Source organism: Microbacterium sp. LTA6, from assembly GCF_045690355.1.
Taxonomy (GTDB): domain Bacteria; phylum Actinomycetota; class Actinomycetes; order Actinomycetales; family Microbacteriaceae; genus Microbacterium.
Genome location: NZ_CP147855.1, coordinates 2,809,652 through 2,829,314, shown reverse-complemented (window position 1 = coordinate 2,829,314; position 19,663 = coordinate 2,809,652). Strand labels below are relative to the sequence as shown.

Sequence of the window (19,663 nt, the reverse complement as noted above, 5' to 3'; positions counted from 1 at the left end):
GTCGCGTCGGAGCCTCCGGCGGATGAAGGGCCGCAAGATCTTCCGAGAGCCACCCATCCAGGTCGCGACTCGTCGCGGGAGGGTACGGAGAAACCGGCTCGACGGTGGTCATGGTGTTCGGGCTCAGCGGAGCCCGGCGCCGCCGTCCAGACCGCTCCCGCCCTTCTGCAGGGTGATCAGTTCCGTGTTCGTTCCGTCCTCATGCAGACGCGGGTCGGCACCGGCTGCCTCCACGATTCCCCGAACCTTGGGCGAGCGCCGCGTGCGGATCTCCACCCACTTGGCGATCCCCGAGAGGATGAGGCACATGATGATGTAGATGCCGCCGATGACGAACGCAGACTGCAGGATCGGACGCCCCTGCTGCGAGGTGAGCTGCTTGGCGTAGTACAGCAGTTCGGGGTACGTGATGATGAAGCCGAGTGCGGTGTCCTTCATCGTCACGACGAGTTGGGCCACGATCACCGGGAGCATCGCACGGATCGCCTGCGGGAACAGGATCAGCCGCATGACGCCGCTCTTGCGCAGGCCGACGGCGTAGCCGGCTTCCTTCTGGCCCCGAGGGAGCGATTCGACGCCCGCGCGGAGGACCTCGGCGAGCACGGAACCGTTGTAGACCATGAGCGCGAGCACGACGGCCCAGTACGGGTCCATCTTCACGCCGACGACCGGCAGCCCGTAGTACAGCAGCATCATGAAGACGAGCACTGGCACGGCGCGGAAGAGCTCGGTGATCACGGTGACGGGAATGCGCACCCACGCGTGATCGGAGAGCCGGCCGATCGCGAGGACGAAGCCGAGCACGATGCTGAGCACTGCGGCGAGGGCGAAGGCGGCGAGAGTGTTCCCGAGCGCCTTCCCGATGCCCATCCAGACGTTCGAGAACGTGAAGACGAACCACTTCTGCTCGGAGAACTGACCGGTGACGAGCATCCGGTAGATCACGAAACCGAGGGCCGCGAGCACCACGAGGATGGTGACGACGGCGAGGATGCGGTTGCGAGCGATCGCCCGGGGGCCGGGGACGTCGTAGAGCACGGAAGTCATCGTGCGATCCTCCATCGGTTCTCGAGATAGCGCTGCAGGCCGCTCATCACCATGACCAGCGCCACGAAGACGACGGCCACCCAGAGCAGGACCTCCATCGGGTTGCCCGGCCTGTCCGCGGCATCGTTGATCGTCGATCGGAGTGCGGCGAGCTCGGCGATCGAGAAGCCGGCGGCGACCGTGGTGTTCTTCAGCAACGCGATGAACACGCTCATCATCGGCGGGACGACCGAGCGGAAGGCCTGCGGAAGGATGACGGAGGTCATCACCTGGCCGAACGGAAGGCCGATGGCTCGAGCGGCCTCGGCCTGCCCGACCGGCACCGTGTTGATGCCGGCGCGCAGCACCTCGGCGACGTAGGTCGCCGTGTAGACGCCGATCGCCAGGATGCCGAGCACCGTGTTCGACAGGTTCGGCAGCCCGAGTTGCGGGTAGCCGAACACGAAGAAGAAGAAGACCAGGGTGAGCGGGGTGTTGCGTACGAGGTTGACGTACACCGTGCCGACGCTGCGCGCGATCGGCACCGGCGAGACGCGCATCGCGCCGACGATGATTCCCAGCACGAGCGCGATGATCCCGCCGATGAAGAAGACGAGCAGCGTGTTGCCGATCGCCTCTCCCCACAGGTCGAGGTTGCCGAAGATGACGTCCACGCCACCCTGCCCTTCTTCAAGCTGTATGGGGCGGCCTCCGGGAGAGGAGGCCGCCCCCGGTCAGATCAGTACGCGTCGACCTTGGGCTGCTCGACCTCGATGCCGGACTCGCCGAGGTTCGCATCGAAGATCGCCTGCCAGATCTCGCCACCGTCCGTGAACAGCTCGTTGATGTGTGCGCGCATCACGTCGTCGCCCTTGGTGAGGCCGACGCCGTAGCGCTCCTCGGTGAACAGCGGGCCGGTGACCTTGACGTCGTCCGGGTACTGGGCGGCGTAGCCGATCAGGATCGCCTGGTCGGTGGTGACCGCGTCGACCTTGCCGTCGATGAGGTCCTGAACGCAGGCGGAGTACAGGTCGTACTCCTGCGTCTTGATGTCAGGGAAGTTCGCCTTGATGTTCTGGATCGGCGTGGAGCCGGTCGCGGAGCAGACGGTCTTGCCGTTGAAGTCCTCGAGCTTGTCGGCTTCTTCGGCGTCTGCCGCGACGAGCAGGCCCTGACCGGTGATGAAGTAGGGGCCGGCGAAGTCGATCAGTTCCTTGCGCTTGTCGTTGATCGAGTAGGTGCCGACGTAGTAGTCGATGTCACCGTTCGTGATGGCCTGCTCGCGGTTGGCGGAGGCGATCGGCTTGAACTCGATCTTGTCCTCGTCGTAGCCGAGCGAAGCCGCGATCCAGCGTGCGATGTCGATGTCGAAGCCGGTGCGCTCGCCCGACGTGACGTCGAGGTAGCCGAGACCGGGCTGGTCCTCCTTGACGCCGACGATGACCTTGTCGCGCGCCGCGATCGCGTCGAACGTGGGGCTGCCCTCGAGAGCCACGTCCTTCGCAACCTCGAACCAGGTCGAATCCTCGGTGGGCTCCTCGGCGCCGCCGCCGGGGTTCGTCGGGGTGCCGCTGTTGCAGGCGGTCAGCGCCAGCAGTGCTGCTGCCGCGATTCCGATGCCCGCCAGTGTCCGTGTGCGTCGCATGTGCGTCTCCTTCGTGTGCTGTGAATGCAGGGTCAGAAAAGTTCAGTGGGTGAGGAGCTTCGAGAGGAAGTCCTTGGCACGGTCGCTCTTCGGGTTCGTGAAGAACTCCTCGGGCGTCGCCTCTTCGACGATGCGCCCGTCGGCCATGAAGACGACCCGATCGGCGGCCTTGCGCGCGAAGCCCATCTCGTGGGTGACGACGATCATCGTCATCCCCTCCTGCGCGAGTCCGACCATCACGTCGAGGACCTCGTTGATCATCTCGGGGTCGAGCGCGCTGGTCGGCTCGTCGAAGAGCATCACCTTGGGGCGCATCGCCAGAGCCCTGGCGATCGCGACACGCTGCTGCTGACCACCGGAGAGCTGTGCGGGAAGCTTCGACGCCTGCTTCGCGACGCCCACGCGTTCGAGCAGCGCCATCGCCTCTTTGTCGGCATCCGCCTTCTTGAGGCCGCGGACCTTGATCGGTCCGAGCGTCACGTTCTCGAGGATCGTGAGGTGCGCGAAGAGATTGAACGACTGGAAGACCATGCCGACGTCAGCCCTGAGGTTGGCGAGGCCCTTGCCTTCGGCGGGCAGCGCCTTGCCGTCGATGCTGATCGTGCCGCTGGTGATCGTCTCCAGGCGGTTGATCGTGCGGCACAGCGTCGACTTTCCCGAGCCGGACGGACCGATCACGACGACGACCTCACCGGAGTTGACGGTCAGGTCGATGTCGGTCAGAGCCTGGAAATCGCCGTAGTGCTTCTGGACGTTGTCCACCACCACCAGGGGGGTACCGCCTTCGCGCGGCGCGCCATTGCTTTGTGCCATGCCCCCACCCTAGGAGTTGACGCTCACGCAGACGAGAGCAACTCGATGTGGTTACACACTTGTAACCGCGCGATCCGCGGCGTCGCTGTGCGGCTGGTGCTCAGCGGGTGGCGTCGGCGCGCTGCGAGAAGGCGCTCTCATAGAGGCAGACGCTGGCCGCGGTCGCCAGGTTCAGCGATTCGGCGCGGCCGAAGATCGGCAGCCGGAGGACCCGATCGGCGAGCGACAACGCGCTGTCCTCGAGTCCATGCGCCTCGTTTCCGAACAGCCAGGCTGTCGGCTCGGCCAGCACGCCCTCGGAACGGGCCTGCAGCAGGTCATCGCCCTTGACGTCTGCGGCGAGGATGTTGAGCCCGGCCGCATGTGCACGCTTGATGACATCGGACAGATCACCGCCCACAGATACGGGCAGGTGGAACAGGGACCCGGTGGTGGCGCGCACCACCTTCGGGTTGTACGGATCGACGGTGCGGCCGGTCAGTACGACGGCGTCGGCACCTGCGGCATCCGCTGCCCTGATGATCGTCCCGAGGTTTCCAGGATCGCGCACCTCCTCGCAGATCGCGACCAGACGAGGAGAGGCAGCGAAGATCTCGCGCACCGACGTCGGAGTCTGGCGCACCACCGCGACGAGCCCCTGAGGGGTGACGGTGTCTGCCATCGCGTTGAGGACGTACTCGGTGACGTACTCGACCACGACGGCGTTCTCTGCCGCCGCGGCGCGGATGTCGGGATGCTTCTCCCACCCCGTAGGGGTGGCGAACAGGTCGACGATCGATTCGGGTCGATAGGTCAGCGCCTCACGGACGGCCTGCGGACCTTCAAGAAGGAACAGGCCGGTCTCGGTGCGCGCGCTGCGCTTGGTCAGTTTCGCGACGGCACGGACTCGGGGGGAGCGGGGGTTCTCCAGCACGTTCTCAGTCTAGAGAGTACGTCGGCTCCCGCGGAGACACTCCGGGTCGCCACGCTACTCGGGGCAGATCCAGATGGGCTCGATAGGGTGCGTCGATGACGACGGATGCCCCTGCCGCGACGAGAGCACGCCGGGTCACGCTCGTCGCCCTCATCGCCATCACGATCGGCGCGGGGCTTCTCGTGCACCGCTTCGGCGAAGGCATGGTCGGCGACATCGTGGGCGATGCCCTCTATGCGGTGATGATCTATCTGTTCGTGGCTGTCGTCTTCCCGCGTCGCCCCGCTGCGTGGAGGGCGACGGGCGCCGTCGCCGTGTGCTTCGCGATCGAACTGCTGCAGCTCACGGGTCTCCCCCGGGCGTGGAGCTCCGTGTTCCCACCCGTGCAGTTGGTCTTCGGCTCGGGGTTCGACCCGCGTGACCTGCTCGTCTACGCATCCGCGGTGCTGCTCGCTCACATCACCGAGGGCGTGCTCGGGCGGATGCTCCGCGCGAAGCGGCCGATGCGGGAAGACGCCAGAGGGCGCCCTCCCGAAGGAGAGCGCCCTCTGATCTGAGTCGCGTGCGCGACGGAAGAGCTGCTTACGCGGCCGACTTCGGTGCGTTGACGTCGGAAGGCAGAGCCTTCTTAGCCGTCTCGATGAGAGACGTGAACGTCGCTGCGTCGTTGACCGCGAGGTCGGCGAGCATACGACGGTCGACCGTGACGCCCGCGAGGCCGAGGCCCTGGATGAAACGGTTGTAGGTCATGCCGTTCTGGCGTGCAGCGGCGTTGATGCGCTGGATCCACAGGCGGCGGAAGTCGCCCTTGCGCTTGCGGCGATCCCGGTACGAGTAGACCAGGGAGTGGATGACCTGTTCCTTGGCCTTGCGGTACAGGCGCGAACGCTGACCACGGTAGCCGGAGGCGCGCTCGAGGATGACGCGACGCTTCTTGTGGGCGTTTACCGCCCGCTTTACTCTTGCCATGACTTCTTCCTATTCCTGCGTTCGGGCGCGTCAGCGACCGAGAAGCTTCTTCGCGACCTTGGTGTCGGCCTTCGAGAGCACCTGGTCCTGGTTCAGACGACGGGTGCGACGGCTCGACTTGTGCTCGAGGTTGTGACGCATCCCGGCCTGCTGCTTCTTCAGCTTGCCGCTGCCGGTGATCTTGAAGCGCTTCTTAGCACCCGAGTGGGTCTTCTGCTTCGGCATCTTCTCTTCCTTCGTATGGCGCCTTCTCAGGCGACGTTGTCAACCCGCAATGCGGGAGTCTTGTGGGCGGGCCTCAGCCCGCGGCATCCTCGACGACGGCGGGAGCATCTGCTTCGCTCTTCGCTTCACGCGTGGCCTGCTTGTTCGCAGCGCGCTGCGCGTCGCGAACAGCGTTCTGCTCCTGCTTCGCCTCGGACTTGCTCTTCAGCGGAGCCACGACCATGACCATGTTGCGACCGTCGATGGTCGGGTTCGACTCGACCGTGCCGAGCTCGGCGACGTCCTCGGCGAACTTGCGCAGCAAGCGCACACCCTGCTCGGGACGCGACTGCTCGCGACCGCGGAACAGGATCATTGCCTTGACCTTGTCTCCGGCCTTGAGGAAGCCCTCGGCGCGCTTGAGCTTGGTCGTGTAATCGTGCGCCTCGATCTTCAGACGGAAGCGGACTTCCTTGAGGATCGTGTTCGCCTGGTTGCGGCGAGCTTCCTTTTCCTTCTGGGCGGCCTCGTACTTGAACTTGCCGTAGTCCATGATCTTGACCACAGGCGGCTTCGAGTTCGGGGCGACCTCGACGAGATCGAGGTCAGCTTCCTGCGCAAGGCGCAACGCCGCCTCGATGCGGACGACGCCGATCTGCTCACCCGCGGGGCCGACGAGGCGAACCTCGGGGACGCGGATGCGCTCATTAGTGCGGGGATCGCTGATAGGTGCTCCTTAGACGATGCGATTCGGCCTCCGCGATGCTTTCTGCATCACGGGCGAATTCGGAATCGTCCCCCACCCACCGGCATTCAGATACCGGCTTCGCACCCTGACATCGGACAGGTTTCCTCGCGGATCTGACCGAACTACCGGACGGAGCCGGCGGAGTGCTCGACCCGGTAGCCTGGAACGGCAAGCGCGGGTGGGAAGTGAATCCTCTTTCGTACCGGAGCATTTACGCTCCGGAGCCCGACAAAGTCTAACAGAAGGCAAGGCGAAGTGACGACTCAGGGTCAGGACCAGGCAGATCGCGAGCGCGAAGAGCGCTGGGCACGGCAGGAGGAGGCAGCGTCTTCCGCCACGAGGGACATTGCCGATGTCCCAGCCGTCGAAGTGATCACGACAGCCGCCGTGCACTTGATGAGTGCCGCCGCCGTCAAGGTCGGCCTGGCGCACGACCCGGATGCCGAGCTCGATCTCGATGAGGCGCGCAAGCTCATCAACGCCCTCGCCGGACTCATCACCGCCGGCGCCCCGGAGATCAGCGATATGCACGCGCGGTCGCTCCGCGACGGCCTCCGGTCGCTGCAGCTCGCATTCCGCGAAGCATCCGTCATCCCCGACCCGATCGGCAAGGGGCCCGGCGAGAAGTGGACGGGCCCGGTCAACTAGCCGGCAGTCAGGCGCTGCGGCGGAGCTTGACGGTGAGGGAGTCCGCGAGGACGGCGATGCGATCGTCGGAGGCCCAGCGCTGCGCCAGTCGGTCGAGCACGGCGTCGAGAACCTCACGCTCCAGGCCGTCGACGAGCTCGAGGATCACGATGAGCTCGGGTCCCCGCAGGCGCGCGTCGGGGTCGCCGGCAGCGACAGCGACATCGATCACCGCGAGTTCGTGCCCGATGCTCTCCTGGAGAGCTGCGAAGACCTCCGGCGACAGGAAGCTCGGCTCCCAGGCGTGCCCCTGCGCGATCGCCCAGACTGCCGGGCGACGGATGACGAACTCGGTGTCGGATGTGGGGTCCAGCACGATCAGGTCAGTGTCCTCTGCGGACGCTGCCAGGGCCGCACGCACGGCTTCGACCGGGATCGGCCGCGCCGTGGCATCCCACTTCGACATCGCCGCGACCGAGGAGAACACCGGCTGCACACGACGGCCGTCGGGAGCAGCCACCGTCACGATCGACAGTTCCTGCGTCTTGTCGACCGTCAAGCCGTTCGGGGCGATGCCCTCCTCGCCTTTCTCGGCGACGAGCGGGATGAGAACACGCGCATTTCGGAAGGCATCGACGACCTCAGCCTGACTCCCCTGCCCCGCGCGGAAGCGCAGCAGGGCATCGAGCAGCACGGGATCGGCGGAACCGTCGTCGGCGGCGTGCGGATTCGCCTCGAAGCTGCGCCCCTCCCAGGGGACGCCTGCCGAATCGCCGGCCGCGCCCGGTGCTGCCGAATCGCCGGCCGCGCCCGAGCCGTGATCGCAGGCGCCGTCAGTCTCCTGCGACATCCAGCGCCTCAGCCAGCGTGAAGGCGCCGGCATAGAGGGCCTTGCCGACGATGGCGCCTTCGACGCCCAACGGCACCAGTTCGCGGAGGGCCGCGATGTCATCGAGGCTGGAGATACCACCCGAGGCGACGACGGGCTTCGGAGTGCGCGCCACGACCTCGCGGAGAAGTTCGAGGTTCGGGCCGCGCAGTGTGCCGTCCTTGGTGACGTCGGTCACGACGTAGCGGCTGCAGCCGGCCTCCTCGAGACGGTCGAGCACCTCCCAGAGGTCGCCGCCCTCCTTGGTCCAGCCGCGCGCCGCAAGCGTCGTACCGCGCACGTCAAGGCCGACGGCGATCGCCTCGCCGTAACGTCCGATGACGTCGGCGGCCCACTCGGGGTTCTCCAGCGCTGCGGTGCCCAGGTTGATGCGCGTCGCCCCGCTCTCCAGGGCCGCTTCCAGCGTGGCGTCGTCACGGATGCCGCCGGAGAGCTCGACGTTCACGTTGCGGAACTGCTTGATCACCTTGCGCAGGATCGGCGTGTTGCTGCCGCGACCGAAGGCCGCATCCAGGTCGACCAGGTGGATCCACTTCGCACCCTGCGCGACCCACTCCCCTGCGGCGTCCAGCGGGTCGCCGTAGTTGGTCTCGGTGCCGGCTTCGCCCTGCGTCAGACGCACGGCCTTACCGCCGGCGACGTCGACTGCGGGGAGCAGGGTGAGAGTGGGAGTTGACGCGAAGTCGTTCATGTCGTCCTCAGGTGAAATGGAACGGCCGATTCATCGGCACGAGAATCGACACTAGTCCGACGCCGGGACCGGTTCAAATGGGGCGATACCGATCGACACAAGGCAAGAGGGTAGCCTCGTGTGCAACCGTGTTCGATTCGGGGAGGGCGATGAACGATGGCCAACGATTCTGATCTGCGCGGAGTCGGTCCGCTGCGACGTGGCAACCCCGAACCCGTGAACGTGCCTGAAGCGGTCTCCGCCGAACCCGTGTTCGAAGAGCGCGTCCATGAGGAGCCGCTCCCCGCGGGCCTCCTCTTCGACGTGCCGATCACCGCCGGCGAGGTTCCGCGGGTGGCAGCGACGCCGAGCGCTGCACCGTTGATCACGGCACCGGAGCGCGAGCTCGAAGTCGCCTCAGAACCCGCGCCCTCACGCCGCACGCAGCGGGACCGCGCGGAGCGGCCGTCGTTCCTGCATCAGGAGCGGCGCGAGGAGCCGGCCCGCCGCGGCGCACGGGGCGCGCTGAATCGTCTCGGGTTCTCGCTGCGTCCGAGCGCCGCCGAGCAGGCGGTCCGTGACGACGAGCACGCTGTCAGCCAGCACTGGCCAGGCCCGCGGACCGTCGCGGTCGTGAACGGCAAGGGCGGCGCCGGGAAGACGCCGACAACAGTGCTCCTCTCGGCGGTCTTCGCCCAGTACGGAGGCGCCGGCGTCCTGGCATGGGACAACAATCAGACCAGGGGCACCCTCGGCTGGCGCACGGAAAGCGGCCCGCACGATCGCACGCTCCTCGAACTCCTGCCCGAGACGGAGCGGCTGCTCGGTGCGCGCGGTCAGTCTGCCGATCTCGCGCATTTCGTCCACCACCAGCCGCGGGAGAAGTACGACGTCCTGCGCTCCAAGCCGATCAGGCTCGCCCACGAGAACCGACTCAACCCCGACGACGTCGACGCGATCCACGCCGTCGCTGCCAAGTTCTATCGCCTGATCATCATCGATTCGGGCAACGACGAGTCCGATCCGATGTGGCTGCGGATGATCGATCGCGCCGACCAGATCGTGGTGGCGACGACCACTCGAGACGACCACGCAGAAGCCGGAGCACTCCTGCTGGAGGCGCTCGAGGAGCGCGATGCGCGGTCAGCGCAGCTGGCCCGACAGTCGGTGGTCGTGGTGACGCAGGCCGATCCCAAGGCATCGCAGGCAGACGTCGATCAGATCGTGGACGGGTACGGGTCTCTTGCACGCGAAGTCGTGACCATCCCGTTCGACCGTGGGATCGTGGACGGCGCGCTCAAGCTGGGTGCGCTGGATCCGGTCACGAAGCGGGCCTGGCTGTCGGCCGCGGCAGCCGTCGCCCGCGGACTCTGACAGCAACGGAACCGTTCGTCGCCAGGCCGGACTGCGATCAGGTCAGCGACTGCACCCAGTTGCGCAGCAGCCGGATTCCGGCCTCGCCGGACTTCTCGGGGTGGAACTGGGTCGCCGACAGCGGTCCGTTCTCCACGGCTGCGAGGAACGGATCGCCGTAGGTGGTCCACGTCAGGACCGGCTGCGGGAACGGTGGGATGACGTCGAGTTCCCAGGCCTGCGCGGCGTAGGAGTGCACGAAATAGAACCGCTCCTGTTCGATGCCCTCGAAGAGCACGCTTCCCGAACCGGGTTCGACGGTGTTCCAGCCCATGTGCGGCAATACCGGCGCGTTGAGCTCGGTCACCGCACCAGGCCACTCGCCGAGGCCCTCGGAATCCTGCCCGCGCTCGACGCCGTGCTCGAACAGCACCTGCATCCCGACGCAGATGCCCAGCACCGGACGCCCCCCGGCGAGACGTCGATCGATGATCTCGTCACCGCCGCGCGCCTTGAGCGCGTCTCGGACGGCCGCGAAGGCACCGACGCCGGGAACGACGAGGCCATCGGCCTCGAGCGCCTCTTTGCGGTCACCGGTGAGCACAGCATCCGCGCCGGCGGCGATGAGCGCCTTCACGGCAGAGTGCACGTTGCCGGACTCGTAGTCGAAGACGGCGATGCGAGGCGTGCGCGTCACAGTGCACCCTTGGTGGACGGGATGCCATCGACGAGCGGGTCGAGCGCCTTCGCCTGGCGGAACGCGCGAGCGAACGCCTTGTACTCCGCCTCGGCGATGTGGTGCGGGTCGCGCCCGCCGAGCACCCGGATGTGCACGGTGAGTCCGGCGCCGAAGGTGATCGCTTCGAAGGAGTGGCGCACGAGCGAACCGGTGAAGTGACCGCCGATGAGGTGGTGCTCGAATCCAGCCGGCTCACCGTCATGCACGAGATACGGACGCCCACTGATGTCGACCACGGCCTGCGCAAGCGCCTCGTCGAGTGGAACGAGCGCATCGCCGTACCGTGAGATGCCGGACTTGTCGCCCAGCGCCTCGGCGATCGCCTGCCCGAGGACGATGGACACGTCCTCGACGGTGTGGTGCGCGTCGATGTGGGTGTCGCCGGAGGCGCGCACGGTGAGGTCGGTGAGCGAGTGCTTCGCGAACGCGGTGAGCATGTGGTCGAAGAACGGCACGGACGTGTCGATGCGGCTCGCACCGGTGCCGTCGAGGTTCAGTTCCAGTTCGACGGTGGACTCCGACGTGCTGCGGACGCGACTGGCGGTGCGGGGGGCGCTCATGATGCTGATTCTATCGACGCGAGAGCATCCAGAAATGCGGTGCTCTCGGCCTCGGTTCCGGCGGTGACTCTCAGGTGCCCGGGGATGCCGACGTCGCGAATGAGGACACCGCGGTCGTAGAGCTGCTGCCAGGTGCGCTTGGGGTCGCTGACCCCGCCGAACAGCACGAAGTTCGACCAGGACTCGTGCGGCGTGTATCCGAGCGCCTCCAGCGTCGCAGTGATGCGATCACGCTGCTCGACGATCTCGTCGACCATGCTCAGCATGATCGCGGAGTTGCGCAGCGCGGCGACGGCCGCCGCCTGCGTGAGCGCGCTCAGGTGATACGGCAGCCGCACCAGTCGCAACGCGTCGATGAAGGCGGGGTCAGCGGCGAGATAGCCGACGCGCGCACCGGCGAAGGCGAACGCCTTGCTCATCGTTCGGGACACGGCAAGACGAGGGCGTCCTTCGAGGAGGGACAACGCGGATGCCGCCTCCTTCGGCGCGAACTCCTGATAGGCCTCATCGACGATGACGACGCCACGCGCAACCTCGTACACGGCTTCGATGACGTCGAGGCCGAGCGGTGTTCCGGTGGGGTTGTTCGGCGAACAGAGGAGGATGACGTCGGGGTCGACCTGTTCGACCTGCGCGACCGCCTCCTCCGGCGTGATCGTGTAGTCCGGCTCCCGCACCCCGGCGATCCACCGCGCACCCGTCCCCTGAGCGATCAGCGGATACATGGAGTAGGTGGGTGCGAACCCGAACGCCGTGCGCCCCGGCCCCGCAAAGGCCTGAAGGATGTGCTGCAGCACCTCATTGGAACCGTTGCCGGCCCAGATCTGATCCGCGTCCAGACCGTGGCCGAGGTACTCGGCGAATCCCTCGCGCAGGGTGGTGAACTCGCGGTCGGGGTATCGGTTCACGTCCCGCAGCGCGACGGCGATGTCGTCGAGGATGTCGCTGGCCACCTCATCGGGCACCGGGTGCGTGTTCTCGTTGACGTTGAGGGCGATCGGAAGCGGTGCCTGCGGTGCGCCGTACGGGGTGAGCCCGCGAAGATCGTCACGCAGCGGCAGGTCGTCGAGAGAGGCGGTCACCCCTCCCATGCTAGAACGCTGCGAGCCTCTGTGCTCATCCGGTGACGCCAGGTTTCCCGTCGGCTCACCGGTCCCACCGAACGTCAGTGGGAGAACTGGGCGGGAATCGCGAGTTCCTGCCCGATCTGGAGCATGCCGTCCTGCAGCAGGTTGAGTCGGGAGATCTCTCCGATGACATCGCGGGGATCGGCGTCCGGGGCGACGTCTCCGGCGATCGACCACAGGGTGTCGCCCGGCATCACCGTCACCGTCTCGAAGGTGGCGGTTGCGACGCTCTCACCCGAGGCGATCGCACCCCCACCGCTGATCGCCGCGAAGGCGATGCCGACGGCGAGCGGGAGAGCAGCGACTGCGAGGAGCAGACGACGACCGCGAACCGTCAGCCGAAGCCGCGTCGCCGGGCGTGCCGGGATGACTGCCGCATTGCTGAAGGTGATGGTGCTCATCTCTTACTCCCTGTGCTCTCGCCCCGCGAAACGGGGGAAGTTGGCGTAGCGTTCGCATTCTCGCCTCGGCCGGGAGCCGTGAATGCGAAGCTACGTTCCGAAGATATCTTCGAGTTCGAACATCTGTCAAGCGTTCTTCGAAATAGAGTTCGAGAATCGGGCGACACGCTCGAACAGATCTTCCACATCGGCCCGATTCTCGGATACGGTTTCGATAGGAACACCCCACCACGGGCCACCGACATTCGAAGAGCAGCGTCGGATTCGCCTACTGAAGGAGCACCATGAGCGAGAACTCAGCCCCCGAGTCAGAGGCACCGCGAACGCGCCGTCGGAAGAGCCTCAGCCCGAAGCAGATGGCGATCCTCGAGGTCATCCAGACGTCGATCGCCAGCCATGGTTACCCGCCGAGCATGCGCGAGATCGGCGATGCCGTCGGCCTCAAGTCGCTCTCCAGCGTCACTCATCAGCTCGGACAACTGGAGCTCAGCGGTTACCTGCGCCGCGACCCGGGCAAGACCCGCGCGATGGAGGTGCTCATCGACCTCCCCGGTCAGAGCGGCGAGAACCCTGCTGACGCGATGACACCGGTGGGCGATGCGGCGATGGTGCCTCTGGTCGGTCGTATCGCGGCCGGTGTGCCGATCACCGCCGATCAGCAGGTCGAGGAGATATTCCCGCTCCCCCGCCAACTCGTCGGCAAGGGCGATCTGTTCATGCTCAAGGTGTCCGGCGAATCGATGATCGACGCCGCGATCTGCGACGGCGACTGGGTCGTCATCCGCTCGCAGAACAGCGCGGAGAACGGCGAGATCGTCGCGGCGATGCTCGACGGTGAGGCGACCGTGAAGACGTTCCGCCAGCGCGACGGTCATACCTGGCTGCTCCCCCGCAACTCCTCCTTCGAGCCGATCCTCGGCGATGAGGCCACCGTGCTCGGCAAGGTCGTCGCGGTGCTGCGCGCGGTCTGAGCATCCGGCATCCACTCGCTGGAAACGCAAGAACCGCTCTCCCCAGGCTTCGGGGAGAGCGGTTCTTGCGTTTCAACGACGTCAGGCCGTGACGTTCACGTCCTCGCGCACGCGACGAGTGGCCTCGACGATGTTGCGCAGCGACTCGGTCGTCTCGGCGTAGCCGCGGGTCTTCAGGCCGCAGTCCGGGTTGACCCAGAGCTGACGCGTCGGGATCTCCTCGACGGCACGGCGCAGCAGCGCTTCGATCTCCGATGTGCTCGGAACGCGCGGCGAGTGGATGTCGTACACGCCAGGGCCGATGCCGTGGTCGAAGCCGACCTCGGCGATGTCGGTGACGACCTCCATGCGGCTGCGTGCCGCCTCGATCGAGGTGACATCGGCGTCGAGGGCACGGATCGCATCGATCACGACGCCGAACTCCGAGTAACAGAGGTGCGTGTGGATCTGCGTGCCAGCGGCCGCGCCACCCGTGGACAGGCGGAAAGATGCCACCGACCAGTCCAGGTATGCAGCCTGGTCGGCCTGCTTCAGCGGCAGCAGCTCGCGCAGTGCCGGCTCGTCGACCTGGATGATCTCGATGCCGGCGGTCTCGAGGTCGGCGATCTCCTCGCGGAGCGCCAGCGCGACCTGGTTGGCGGTCTCGCCCAGCGGCTGGTCGTCGCGCACGAACGACCACGCCAGGATCGTGACCGGTCCGGTGAGCATGCCCTTCATGTGCTTCACGGTCAGGGACTGCGCGTACGAGGACCAGTCGACCGTGATCGGGGCAGGACGCGACACGTCGCCCCACAGGATCGACGGGCGGGTCGCCCGCGACCCGTAGGACTGCACCCAGCCGTTCTCGGTGACCGCGAAGCCGTCGAGGTTCTCGGCGAAGTACTGCACCATGTCGTTGCGCTCCGGCTCGCCGTGCACCAGCACGTCGAGACCGAGCTCCTCCTGCAGCGAGACGACGCTGTCGATCTCGCGCCGCAGGAAGTCCTCGTAGTCCTCCTGCGGGAGCTCGCCACGCCCGTACTGCGCGCGCGCCCGGCGGATGTCGCCGGTCTGCGGGAACGAGCCGATCGTGGTGAGCGGCAGAGCCGGCAGCCCCAGCGCCTCCTGCGCCGTCTCGCGCTCCTCGTACGAGACCCGCGAGAAGTCGGCCTCGCTGAGCTCGCGCTGCCGGACCAGTCCGTCGCGGACGCCGGGTGCGCTCAGACGGTCCTCGAGTGCAGCGGATGCCGCAGCGAGCTCATCCTCGATCGCAGCGCGGCCCTGGCCGAGGCCACGGGCGAGAACGACGACCTGCTCGACCTTCTGATCCGCGAACGCGAGCCAGGAGACCAGGCGAGCGTCGAGCTTGGTCTCGTCCGCGACATTGTGCGGCACGTGCAGCAGCGAGGTCGAGGTGGATGCGGCGACCGCAGCAGCGCCGAGCCCGCGGAGGGCTTCCAGCTTGTCGTAGGCCGCCGCGAGGTCGCCGCGCCAGATGTTGTGGCCGTCGATGACGCCGCCGACGAGGGTCTTGCTCTCGAGTCCGGCAGCTGCCGTCGGCACACCGCCGCGGACGAGGTCGACGGCGATCGCCTCGACGGGCGCAGCGGCGAGCACGGGGAACACCTCGCCGAGCTCGGCGTAGGGTGCGGCGACGAGGATCGACGGACGCTCGGTCGCGCCGCCGAGCACCGCGAGCGCACGGGCTGCGGCATCGGAGAGCTGCGCGACGGATGCGGGAAGCGACTCGCTGACCAGCGCGGGCTCGTCGAGCTGCACCCATTCGGCGCCGGCATCCTTCAGGCGTGCCAGGAGCTCGACATAGACCGGGAGCAGGTCGTCGAGACGGGACAGCGGGTCAAAGCCCTCGGGGGCGTCATCCGACGCCTTGGCGAGAGCAAGCAGCGTCACCGGACCCACGACAACGGGACGGGTCACGAAGCCGGCGGCGACGCCCTCGGCCACCTCACGCACGAGGCGGTCGCTGGAGAGCGAGAAGGCCGTCTCCGGCCCGATCTCCGGCACCAGGTAGTGGTAGTTCGAGTCGAACCACTTCGTCATCTCGAGCGGCGCGCGCTCCCCCTCGCCGCGGGCGATGGTGAAGTACGCGGGCAGGCCGATCGTGCCGTCTGCAGCGCGCAGGCCCTCGAAACGGGTCGGGATCGCGCCAACCGTGACGGCGGCGTCGAGCACCTGGTCGTAGTACGAGAACGACTCGGGGATGGCGGAGTCGGTGCGGCCGAGGCCCAGTGCAGCGAGCCGCTCGCGGGTCGTAGCCCGCAGCTCTGCGGAGGTGCGCGCGAGTTCCTGCTCGTCGATGCGGCCGGCCCAGAACGACTCGATGGCCTTCTTGAGTTCGCGGCGGCGACCGATACGGGGGTAGCCGAGGATGGTTCCCTCGGGGAATGCAGTCATGGTCTTTCCTTTCGGCGGGGTCTAGTGGCGCAGGGCCGGGAGGATGCCGGCTTCTGCGAGGACGGTGAGGACGGTGTCGTGCTGGTTGAAGGCATAGAGGTGCACGCCGGGCGCGCCGCCGGCGACGACCTCGCGGGCGAGACGCGCGGCCCATTCGATCCCGATCTCGCGGCGGCCCTCGGGGGTCGGCTCGACCTCGAGCGCGATGGCGAGCTCGCTGGGCAGGTCTTCCCCGGTGAGTTCCAGCACACGGGCGAGACGCACGTGCGAAGTGATCGGCATGATGCCGGGGAGGATCGGGATCGTGACGCCGGCAGCGCGAGCGCGTTCGACGAAGGCCAGGTAGTCGTCGGCATGGAAGAAGAGCTGCGTGATCGCGAAGGTCGCCCCAGCCGCCTGCTTGGCAAGCAGCGCCTCGACGTCCTGCGTGCGATGCGTCGCACGCGGATGCCCCTTCGGGAATGCGGCGACGGCGATGTTGACCTTTCGCCGCGGGTCGACCCTGGCTGCGCCAGGGAAGCCCGGAACCGGAGCCTCTTCGTAAGGCGCTCGTTCCGCCTGCACCCGGTCGATGAGCTGCACCAGCTGCGCCGCGCTCTCCAGGTCCCCGAGAAACGCCTCCGTCTGCCCCTGCGGCGGGTCGCCGCGCAGAGCGAGGAAGCTGAGGATGCCGGCATCCAGGAACTCCCGGATCAGGCGCGCTGCCCCCGCGTAGGTGTTCCCGACGCAGGTGAGGTGCGCGAGCGGTTCGACGTCGGTGTGGGCGCGGATGTAGCGGAGGACATCAAGGGATCGTCCGCCGGTCGATCCGCCGGCGCCGTACGTGACGGAGAGGAACTCCGGGCCGGCGGCGGCGAGCTGCCGCACCGTCTCGTGCAGGGCCTCTTCGCTCGACTCCGAGCGCGGCGGGTAGAGCTCGAAGGAGAACGGCACACGAGTGGCGCCGGGGGTGAATTCCTCGGGCATCTTCTCTCCTGAGTGGCAGACGGACATAGCAGCCGCGCGCGACAGGGCAGGCCTGTCGTTCACGGGCGGGTGCCGGGCTCGGCTGTCGCACCACGCTCGAGGTGAATCGGGCGTTTCCAGCAAGGTAGAACAGCCGACCCGTTCCGCGCACGCGACCACGACACACGACGTCACACTGCCGACCTAAGCTCGATGCATGGCGACTCCGTACGGCTCCTGGCCCTCCCCCTTCTCGGCAGCGGATGTCGCGGCATCCGCCCCGCGCATCGACGGCGCCCTCTTCGTGGGCGACGAGATCTGGTGGGGAGAGTCGGTGCCCGCCGAGGGCGGCCGCGTCACCGTCCGCAGCTCGACCGGCCGAGAGGTGCTGCCCGCCCCGTGGAACGCGCGTTCCCGCGTGCACGAGTACGGCGGCGGCGCCTGGACGGCGGATGCCGATGGCACCCTGTACTTCGTCGATGCGGGCGATCAGCGGGTACGCCGGCTCGCACCGGGCGCCGAGCCCGAGCCCTTGACCGCGGCCGGTGCACGGTACGGCGGACTGAGCCTGCAGCGCGGGCGACTGCTGGCCGTGCAGGAGGACCTGCGGTCAGAGCCCCACACCCGCGCGATCGTCGAGATCCCGCTCGATGGCTCGGCGGCCGCAGACGACGACACGGTGCGAGTGGTCGCGAGCGGTCCCGGCTTCTTCGCGCACCCCGCGCTCTCTCCCGATGGTTCACGGCTCGCCTGGGTCGAGTGGAGCACCGATCGGATGCCGTGGGAGCACGCGTCACTCGTGATCGCCGCGCTCGACGCCGGCACGCGCGTCGACGTGCCGACCAACGCCGCACTGCAACCGGAGTGGGTCAGCGATTCGCAACTGCTCTTCGCGGACGATCCGACTGGACGGTGGGGGGTGCAGCGACTGACGCTCGACGGCGCAGCTCTCTCCGCGGCTCCCGAGCCGATCGCGCCGGCGGACGCCGACACCGGCTACGGCCTCTGGGTGCTCGGCAATCGCTGGTACCAGCCCCTGCCCGACGGCCGGATCGTCGCGGTGCGGACGAACGGGCGTGATGAAGTCGTCCTGATCGACCTCGACGGCGATGCACGCCGACTCGACGTGCCCGCCGATGCGCACGTCAGCGTCGACGACGTCTCCGGCTCACGCGTGCTCCTCTCCGGCGGGGGTTCGGGGACCGAGGCCGGTCTGTGGTCCGTCGACATCGACTCCGGCGAGGTCGTCGCCGTCCGCGGCGGACGCGCCCTTGACGACCGATGGATGCCGCCGGCCCGCGCGGTCTCGTTCGACGGGCCGAGCGGCCCGGTGCACGCCTTCGACTACGCGCCCGCGCACCCGGATGCATCCGCCGACTCCGGCGACCTCCCGCCGTACGTCGTGCTGGTGCACGGCGGACCGACCGCACACGCGTCGGGCGCGGCATCCGCCGCCATCGCGTTCTACACGAGCCGAGGGATCGGTGTGCTGGACGTGAATTACGGCGGCTCCACCGGCTATGGTCGCGCCTACCGCGAGCGGCTGGACGGCGCCTGGGGCGTCGCCGACGTCGACGACGTGCTGGCCGCGGCGCGCGGGCTCGCGGCATCCGGCGCTGCTGATCCGCAGCGCATCGCCATCCGCGGCGGTTCTGCCGGGGGCTGGACCGTGCTGTGCGCACTGGTGCGGGGCGGGGTCTTCGCCGCGGGCATCAGCCGCTACGGTGTCGGCGACCTGCGCATGATCGCCGAAGACACGCACGACTTCGAGAAGCACTACCTCAACGGGCTCGTCGGGCCGCTCCCGGAACTCGAGCAGGTCTACATCGACCGCTCACCGCTCACGCACACCGACCGGATCGATGTCCCGGTGCTCCTGCTGCAGGGCGCGGACGACCTCGTCGTGCCGCCATCGCAGTCCGAGGCGATCCGCGACGCGCTGGCCGCGCGTGGGATCGCGCACGAGTACGTGCTCTATCAGGGCGAGGGGCATGGCTTCCGTAGGGCGGAGACGATCATCGACTCCCTGGAGCGGGAGCTGACATTCCTCGGACGCGTGTTCGGGTTCGATCCCACGACCGGTCGTTGAGCGAGGAGCCTGCGACGAGCCGAAACGCGTCGATCCCGCGTCGACGCCGCTAGTCCCCGACGCGATTGCGAGTGCGCATGGCGCGCTCCGCCTCGCGGGTGTCCTGGCGTTCGCGCAGGGTCTGGCGCTTGTCGTACTCGCGCTTGCCCTTGGCCAGTGCGATCTCGACCTTCGCGCGCCCGTCGGCGAAGTACAGCTTCAGCGGAACCAGCGTGTACCCGCCCGCGGACACGGCGTGCGAAAGCTTCGCGATCTCCTCGCGGTGCAGGAGCAGCTTGCGGATGCGCTTCGCCGAGTGGTTCGTCCAGTGCCCCTGCGAGTACTCCGGGATGTGCACGGAGTCGAGGAACACCTCGTTGCCCTTGATGAACGCGTATCCGTCGCTCAGGTTGGCGCGCCCCTGGCGCAGCGACTTCACTTCGGTGCCCGTGAGCACCATCCCCGCCTCGTACGACTTCTCGATGTTGTAGTCGTGACGTGCGCGACGATTGGTCGCGACGACCTTCTCCCCGCGTTCCCTGGGCATGATGCTCTCCTGATCTGTGCCGCGCGGGCGCACGACAGCCTTTCAGTCTACAAC

At 67.7% G+C, this 19,663-nt stretch carries 22 protein-coding genes; 5 read left to right on the top strand and 17 right to left on the bottom strand.

Annotated elements, in window-relative coordinates; translation table 11 throughout:
* Positions 1-123 precede the first annotated feature (123 nt).
* From LTA6_RS13380 to LTA6_RS13360, 5 genes are all read right to left on the bottom strand, one after another.
* Entirely contained in the window at positions 124-1,047 is a 924-nt protein-coding gene (locus LTA6_RS13380; RefSeq protein ID WP_341974243.1) for an amino acid ABC transporter permease, read from the bottom strand.
* On the bottom strand, positions 1,044-1,700 hold the full coding sequence (locus LTA6_RS13375; protein WP_341974242.1) for an amino acid ABC transporter permease: 657 nt from the start codon (positions 1,698-1,700) through the stop codon (positions 1,044-1,046). The genes LTA6_RS13380 and LTA6_RS13375 overlap by 4 nt, the downstream gene beginning before the upstream one ends.
* Before the next feature lie 65 nt (positions 1,701-1,765).
* Positions 1,766-2,671, bottom strand: coding sequence for a glutamate ABC transporter substrate-binding protein (locus tag LTA6_RS13370; protein WP_341974241.1), 906 nt, complete (start codon positions 2,669-2,671; stop codon positions 1,766-1,768).
* A 42-nt stretch (positions 2,672-2,713) separates the two neighbouring features.
* The gene (locus LTA6_RS13365; protein WP_341974240.1) at positions 2,714-3,484 is read right to left on the bottom strand and encodes an amino acid ABC transporter ATP-binding protein; all 771 of its coding nucleotides are present in this window, start codon (positions 3,482-3,484) and stop codon (positions 2,714-2,716) included.
* A gap of 100 nt (positions 3,485-3,584) precedes the next feature.
* A complete protein-coding gene (locus LTA6_RS13360) occupies positions 3,585-4,397 on the bottom strand; it encodes an RNA methyltransferase (RefSeq protein ID WP_341974239.1) in 813 nt (270 codons plus the stop codon).
* A 95-nt stretch (positions 4,398-4,492) separates the two neighbouring features.
* On the opposite strand from LTA6_RS13360, the gene LTA6_RS13355 reads away from it, so the two are divergent.
* On the top strand, positions 4,493-4,954 hold the full coding sequence (locus LTA6_RS13355) for a DUF2809 domain-containing protein (protein ID WP_341974237.1): 462 nt from the start codon (positions 4,493-4,495) through the stop codon (positions 4,952-4,954).
* 25 nt (positions 4,955-4,979) lie between these two features.
* Here the strand turns inward: LTA6_RS13355 and rplT are convergent, their stop codons facing one another.
* The 3 genes from rplT to infC form a co-directional block, all read right to left on the bottom strand.
* A complete protein-coding gene (rplT, locus tag LTA6_RS13350; protein ID WP_102193108.1) occupies positions 4,980-5,366 on the bottom strand; it encodes a 50S ribosomal protein L20 in 387 nt (128 codons plus the stop codon).
* 30 nt (positions 5,367-5,396) lie between these two features.
* A complete protein-coding gene (gene rpmI, locus LTA6_RS13345; RefSeq protein ID WP_017828564.1) occupies positions 5,397-5,591 on the bottom strand; it encodes a 50S ribosomal protein L35 in 195 nt (64 codons plus the stop codon).
* Positions 5,592-5,664: 73 nt separating this feature from the next.
* Positions 5,665-6,297 (bottom strand): translation initiation factor IF-3, encoded by a 633-nt coding sequence (infC, locus tag LTA6_RS13340; RefSeq protein WP_341978372.1) that lies wholly within the window; start codon positions 6,295-6,297, stop codon positions 5,665-5,667.
* Positions 6,298-6,573: 276 nt separating this feature from the next.
* Here infC and LTA6_RS13335 point away from each other — a divergent pair, with 276 nt between their 5' ends.
* Positions 6,574-6,966 (top strand): DUF1844 domain-containing protein, encoded by a 393-nt coding sequence (locus LTA6_RS13335; RefSeq protein ID WP_341974236.1) that lies wholly within the window; start codon positions 6,574-6,576, stop codon positions 6,964-6,966.
* A 7-nt stretch (positions 6,967-6,973) separates the two neighbouring features.
* Here LTA6_RS13335 and LTA6_RS13330 read toward each other — a convergent pair whose 3' ends face one another.
* Positions 6,974-7,795 carry an SseB family protein gene (locus LTA6_RS13330; protein WP_341974235.1) on the bottom strand — a complete coding sequence of 274 codons (822 nt, stop codon included), beginning with the start codon at positions 7,793-7,795 and terminating at the stop codon, positions 6,974-6,976.
* Entirely contained in the window at positions 7,779-8,525 is a 747-nt protein-coding gene (gene priA / locus LTA6_RS13325) for a bifunctional 1-(5-phosphoribosyl)-5-((5-phosphoribosylamino)methylideneamino)imidazole-4-carboxamide isomerase/phosphoribosylanthranilate isomerase PriA (RefSeq protein ID WP_341974234.1), read from the bottom strand. The genes LTA6_RS13330 and priA overlap by 17 nt, the downstream gene beginning before the upstream one ends.
* Positions 8,526-8,681: 156 nt before the next feature.
* Here priA and LTA6_RS13320 point away from each other — a divergent pair, with 156 nt between their 5' ends.
* Positions 8,682-9,878, top strand: a complete 1,197-nt coding sequence (locus tag LTA6_RS13320; protein WP_341974233.1) for an AAA family ATPase — start codon at positions 8,682-8,684, stop codon at positions 9,876-9,878.
* Positions 9,879-9,915: 37 nt separating this feature from the next.
* Here the strand turns inward: LTA6_RS13320 and hisH are convergent, their stop codons facing one another.
* The 4 genes from hisH to LTA6_RS13300 form a co-directional block, all read right to left on the bottom strand.
* On the bottom strand, positions 9,916-10,554 hold the full coding sequence (gene hisH, locus LTA6_RS13315; protein ID WP_341974232.1) for an imidazole glycerol phosphate synthase subunit HisH: 639 nt from the start codon (positions 10,552-10,554) through the stop codon (positions 9,916-9,918).
* Positions 10,551-11,156: an imidazoleglycerol-phosphate dehydratase HisB gene (hisB, locus tag LTA6_RS13310; RefSeq protein ID WP_341974230.1), complete on the bottom strand. Its 606-nt coding sequence runs from the start codon at positions 11,154-11,156 to the stop codon at positions 10,551-10,553. The genes hisH and hisB overlap by 4 nt, the downstream gene beginning before the upstream one ends.
* The gene (locus LTA6_RS13305) at positions 11,153-12,238 is read right to left on the bottom strand and encodes a histidinol-phosphate transaminase (RefSeq protein ID WP_341974229.1); all 1,086 of its coding nucleotides are present in this window, start codon (positions 12,236-12,238) and stop codon (positions 11,153-11,155) included. Before LTA6_RS13305 ends, hisB begins: the two co-directional genes overlap by 4 nt.
* 83 nt (positions 12,239-12,321) lie before the next feature.
* Positions 12,322-12,684 (bottom strand): LysM peptidoglycan-binding domain-containing protein, encoded by a 363-nt coding sequence (locus LTA6_RS13300; RefSeq protein ID WP_341974228.1) that lies wholly within the window; start codon positions 12,682-12,684, stop codon positions 12,322-12,324.
* Positions 12,685-12,968: 284 nt separating this feature from the next.
* Here LTA6_RS13300 and lexA point away from each other — a divergent pair, with 284 nt between their 5' ends.
* The gene (gene lexA / locus LTA6_RS13295) at positions 12,969-13,655 is read left to right on the top strand and encodes a transcriptional repressor LexA (RefSeq protein WP_341974227.1); all 687 of its coding nucleotides are present in this window, start codon (positions 12,969-12,971) and stop codon (positions 13,653-13,655) included.
* Between the two features lie 81 nt (positions 13,656-13,736).
* Here lexA and metE read toward each other — a convergent pair whose 3' ends face one another.
* Together metE and LTA6_RS13285 are read right to left on the bottom strand one after the other, a co-directional pair.
* Positions 13,737-16,049 carry a 5-methyltetrahydropteroyltriglutamate--homocysteine S-methyltransferase gene (gene metE / locus LTA6_RS13290; RefSeq protein ID WP_341974226.1) on the bottom strand — a complete coding sequence of 771 codons (2,313 nt, stop codon included), beginning with the start codon at positions 16,047-16,049 and terminating at the stop codon, positions 13,737-13,739.
* 21 nt (positions 16,050-16,070) lie between these two features.
* On the bottom strand, positions 16,071-17,015 hold the full coding sequence (locus tag LTA6_RS13285; RefSeq protein ID WP_341974225.1) for a methylenetetrahydrofolate reductase: 945 nt from the start codon (positions 17,013-17,015) through the stop codon (positions 16,071-16,073).
* A gap of 196 nt (positions 17,016-17,211) precedes the next feature.
* Here LTA6_RS13285 and LTA6_RS13280 point away from each other — a divergent pair, with 196 nt between their 5' ends.
* Positions 17,212-19,083, top strand: coding sequence for a S9 family peptidase (locus tag LTA6_RS13280; protein ID WP_407358054.1), 1,872 nt, complete (start codon positions 17,212-17,214; stop codon positions 19,081-19,083).
* 49 nt (positions 19,084-19,132) lie between these two features.
* On the opposite strand, the gene smpB is transcribed toward LTA6_RS13280, so the two are convergent.
* Complete coding sequence (gene smpB, locus LTA6_RS13275; protein WP_363547750.1) at positions 19,133-19,609, bottom strand: SsrA-binding protein SmpB; 477 nt, start codon at positions 19,607-19,609, stop codon at positions 19,133-19,135.
* Positions 19,610-19,663 lie beyond the last annotated feature (54 nt).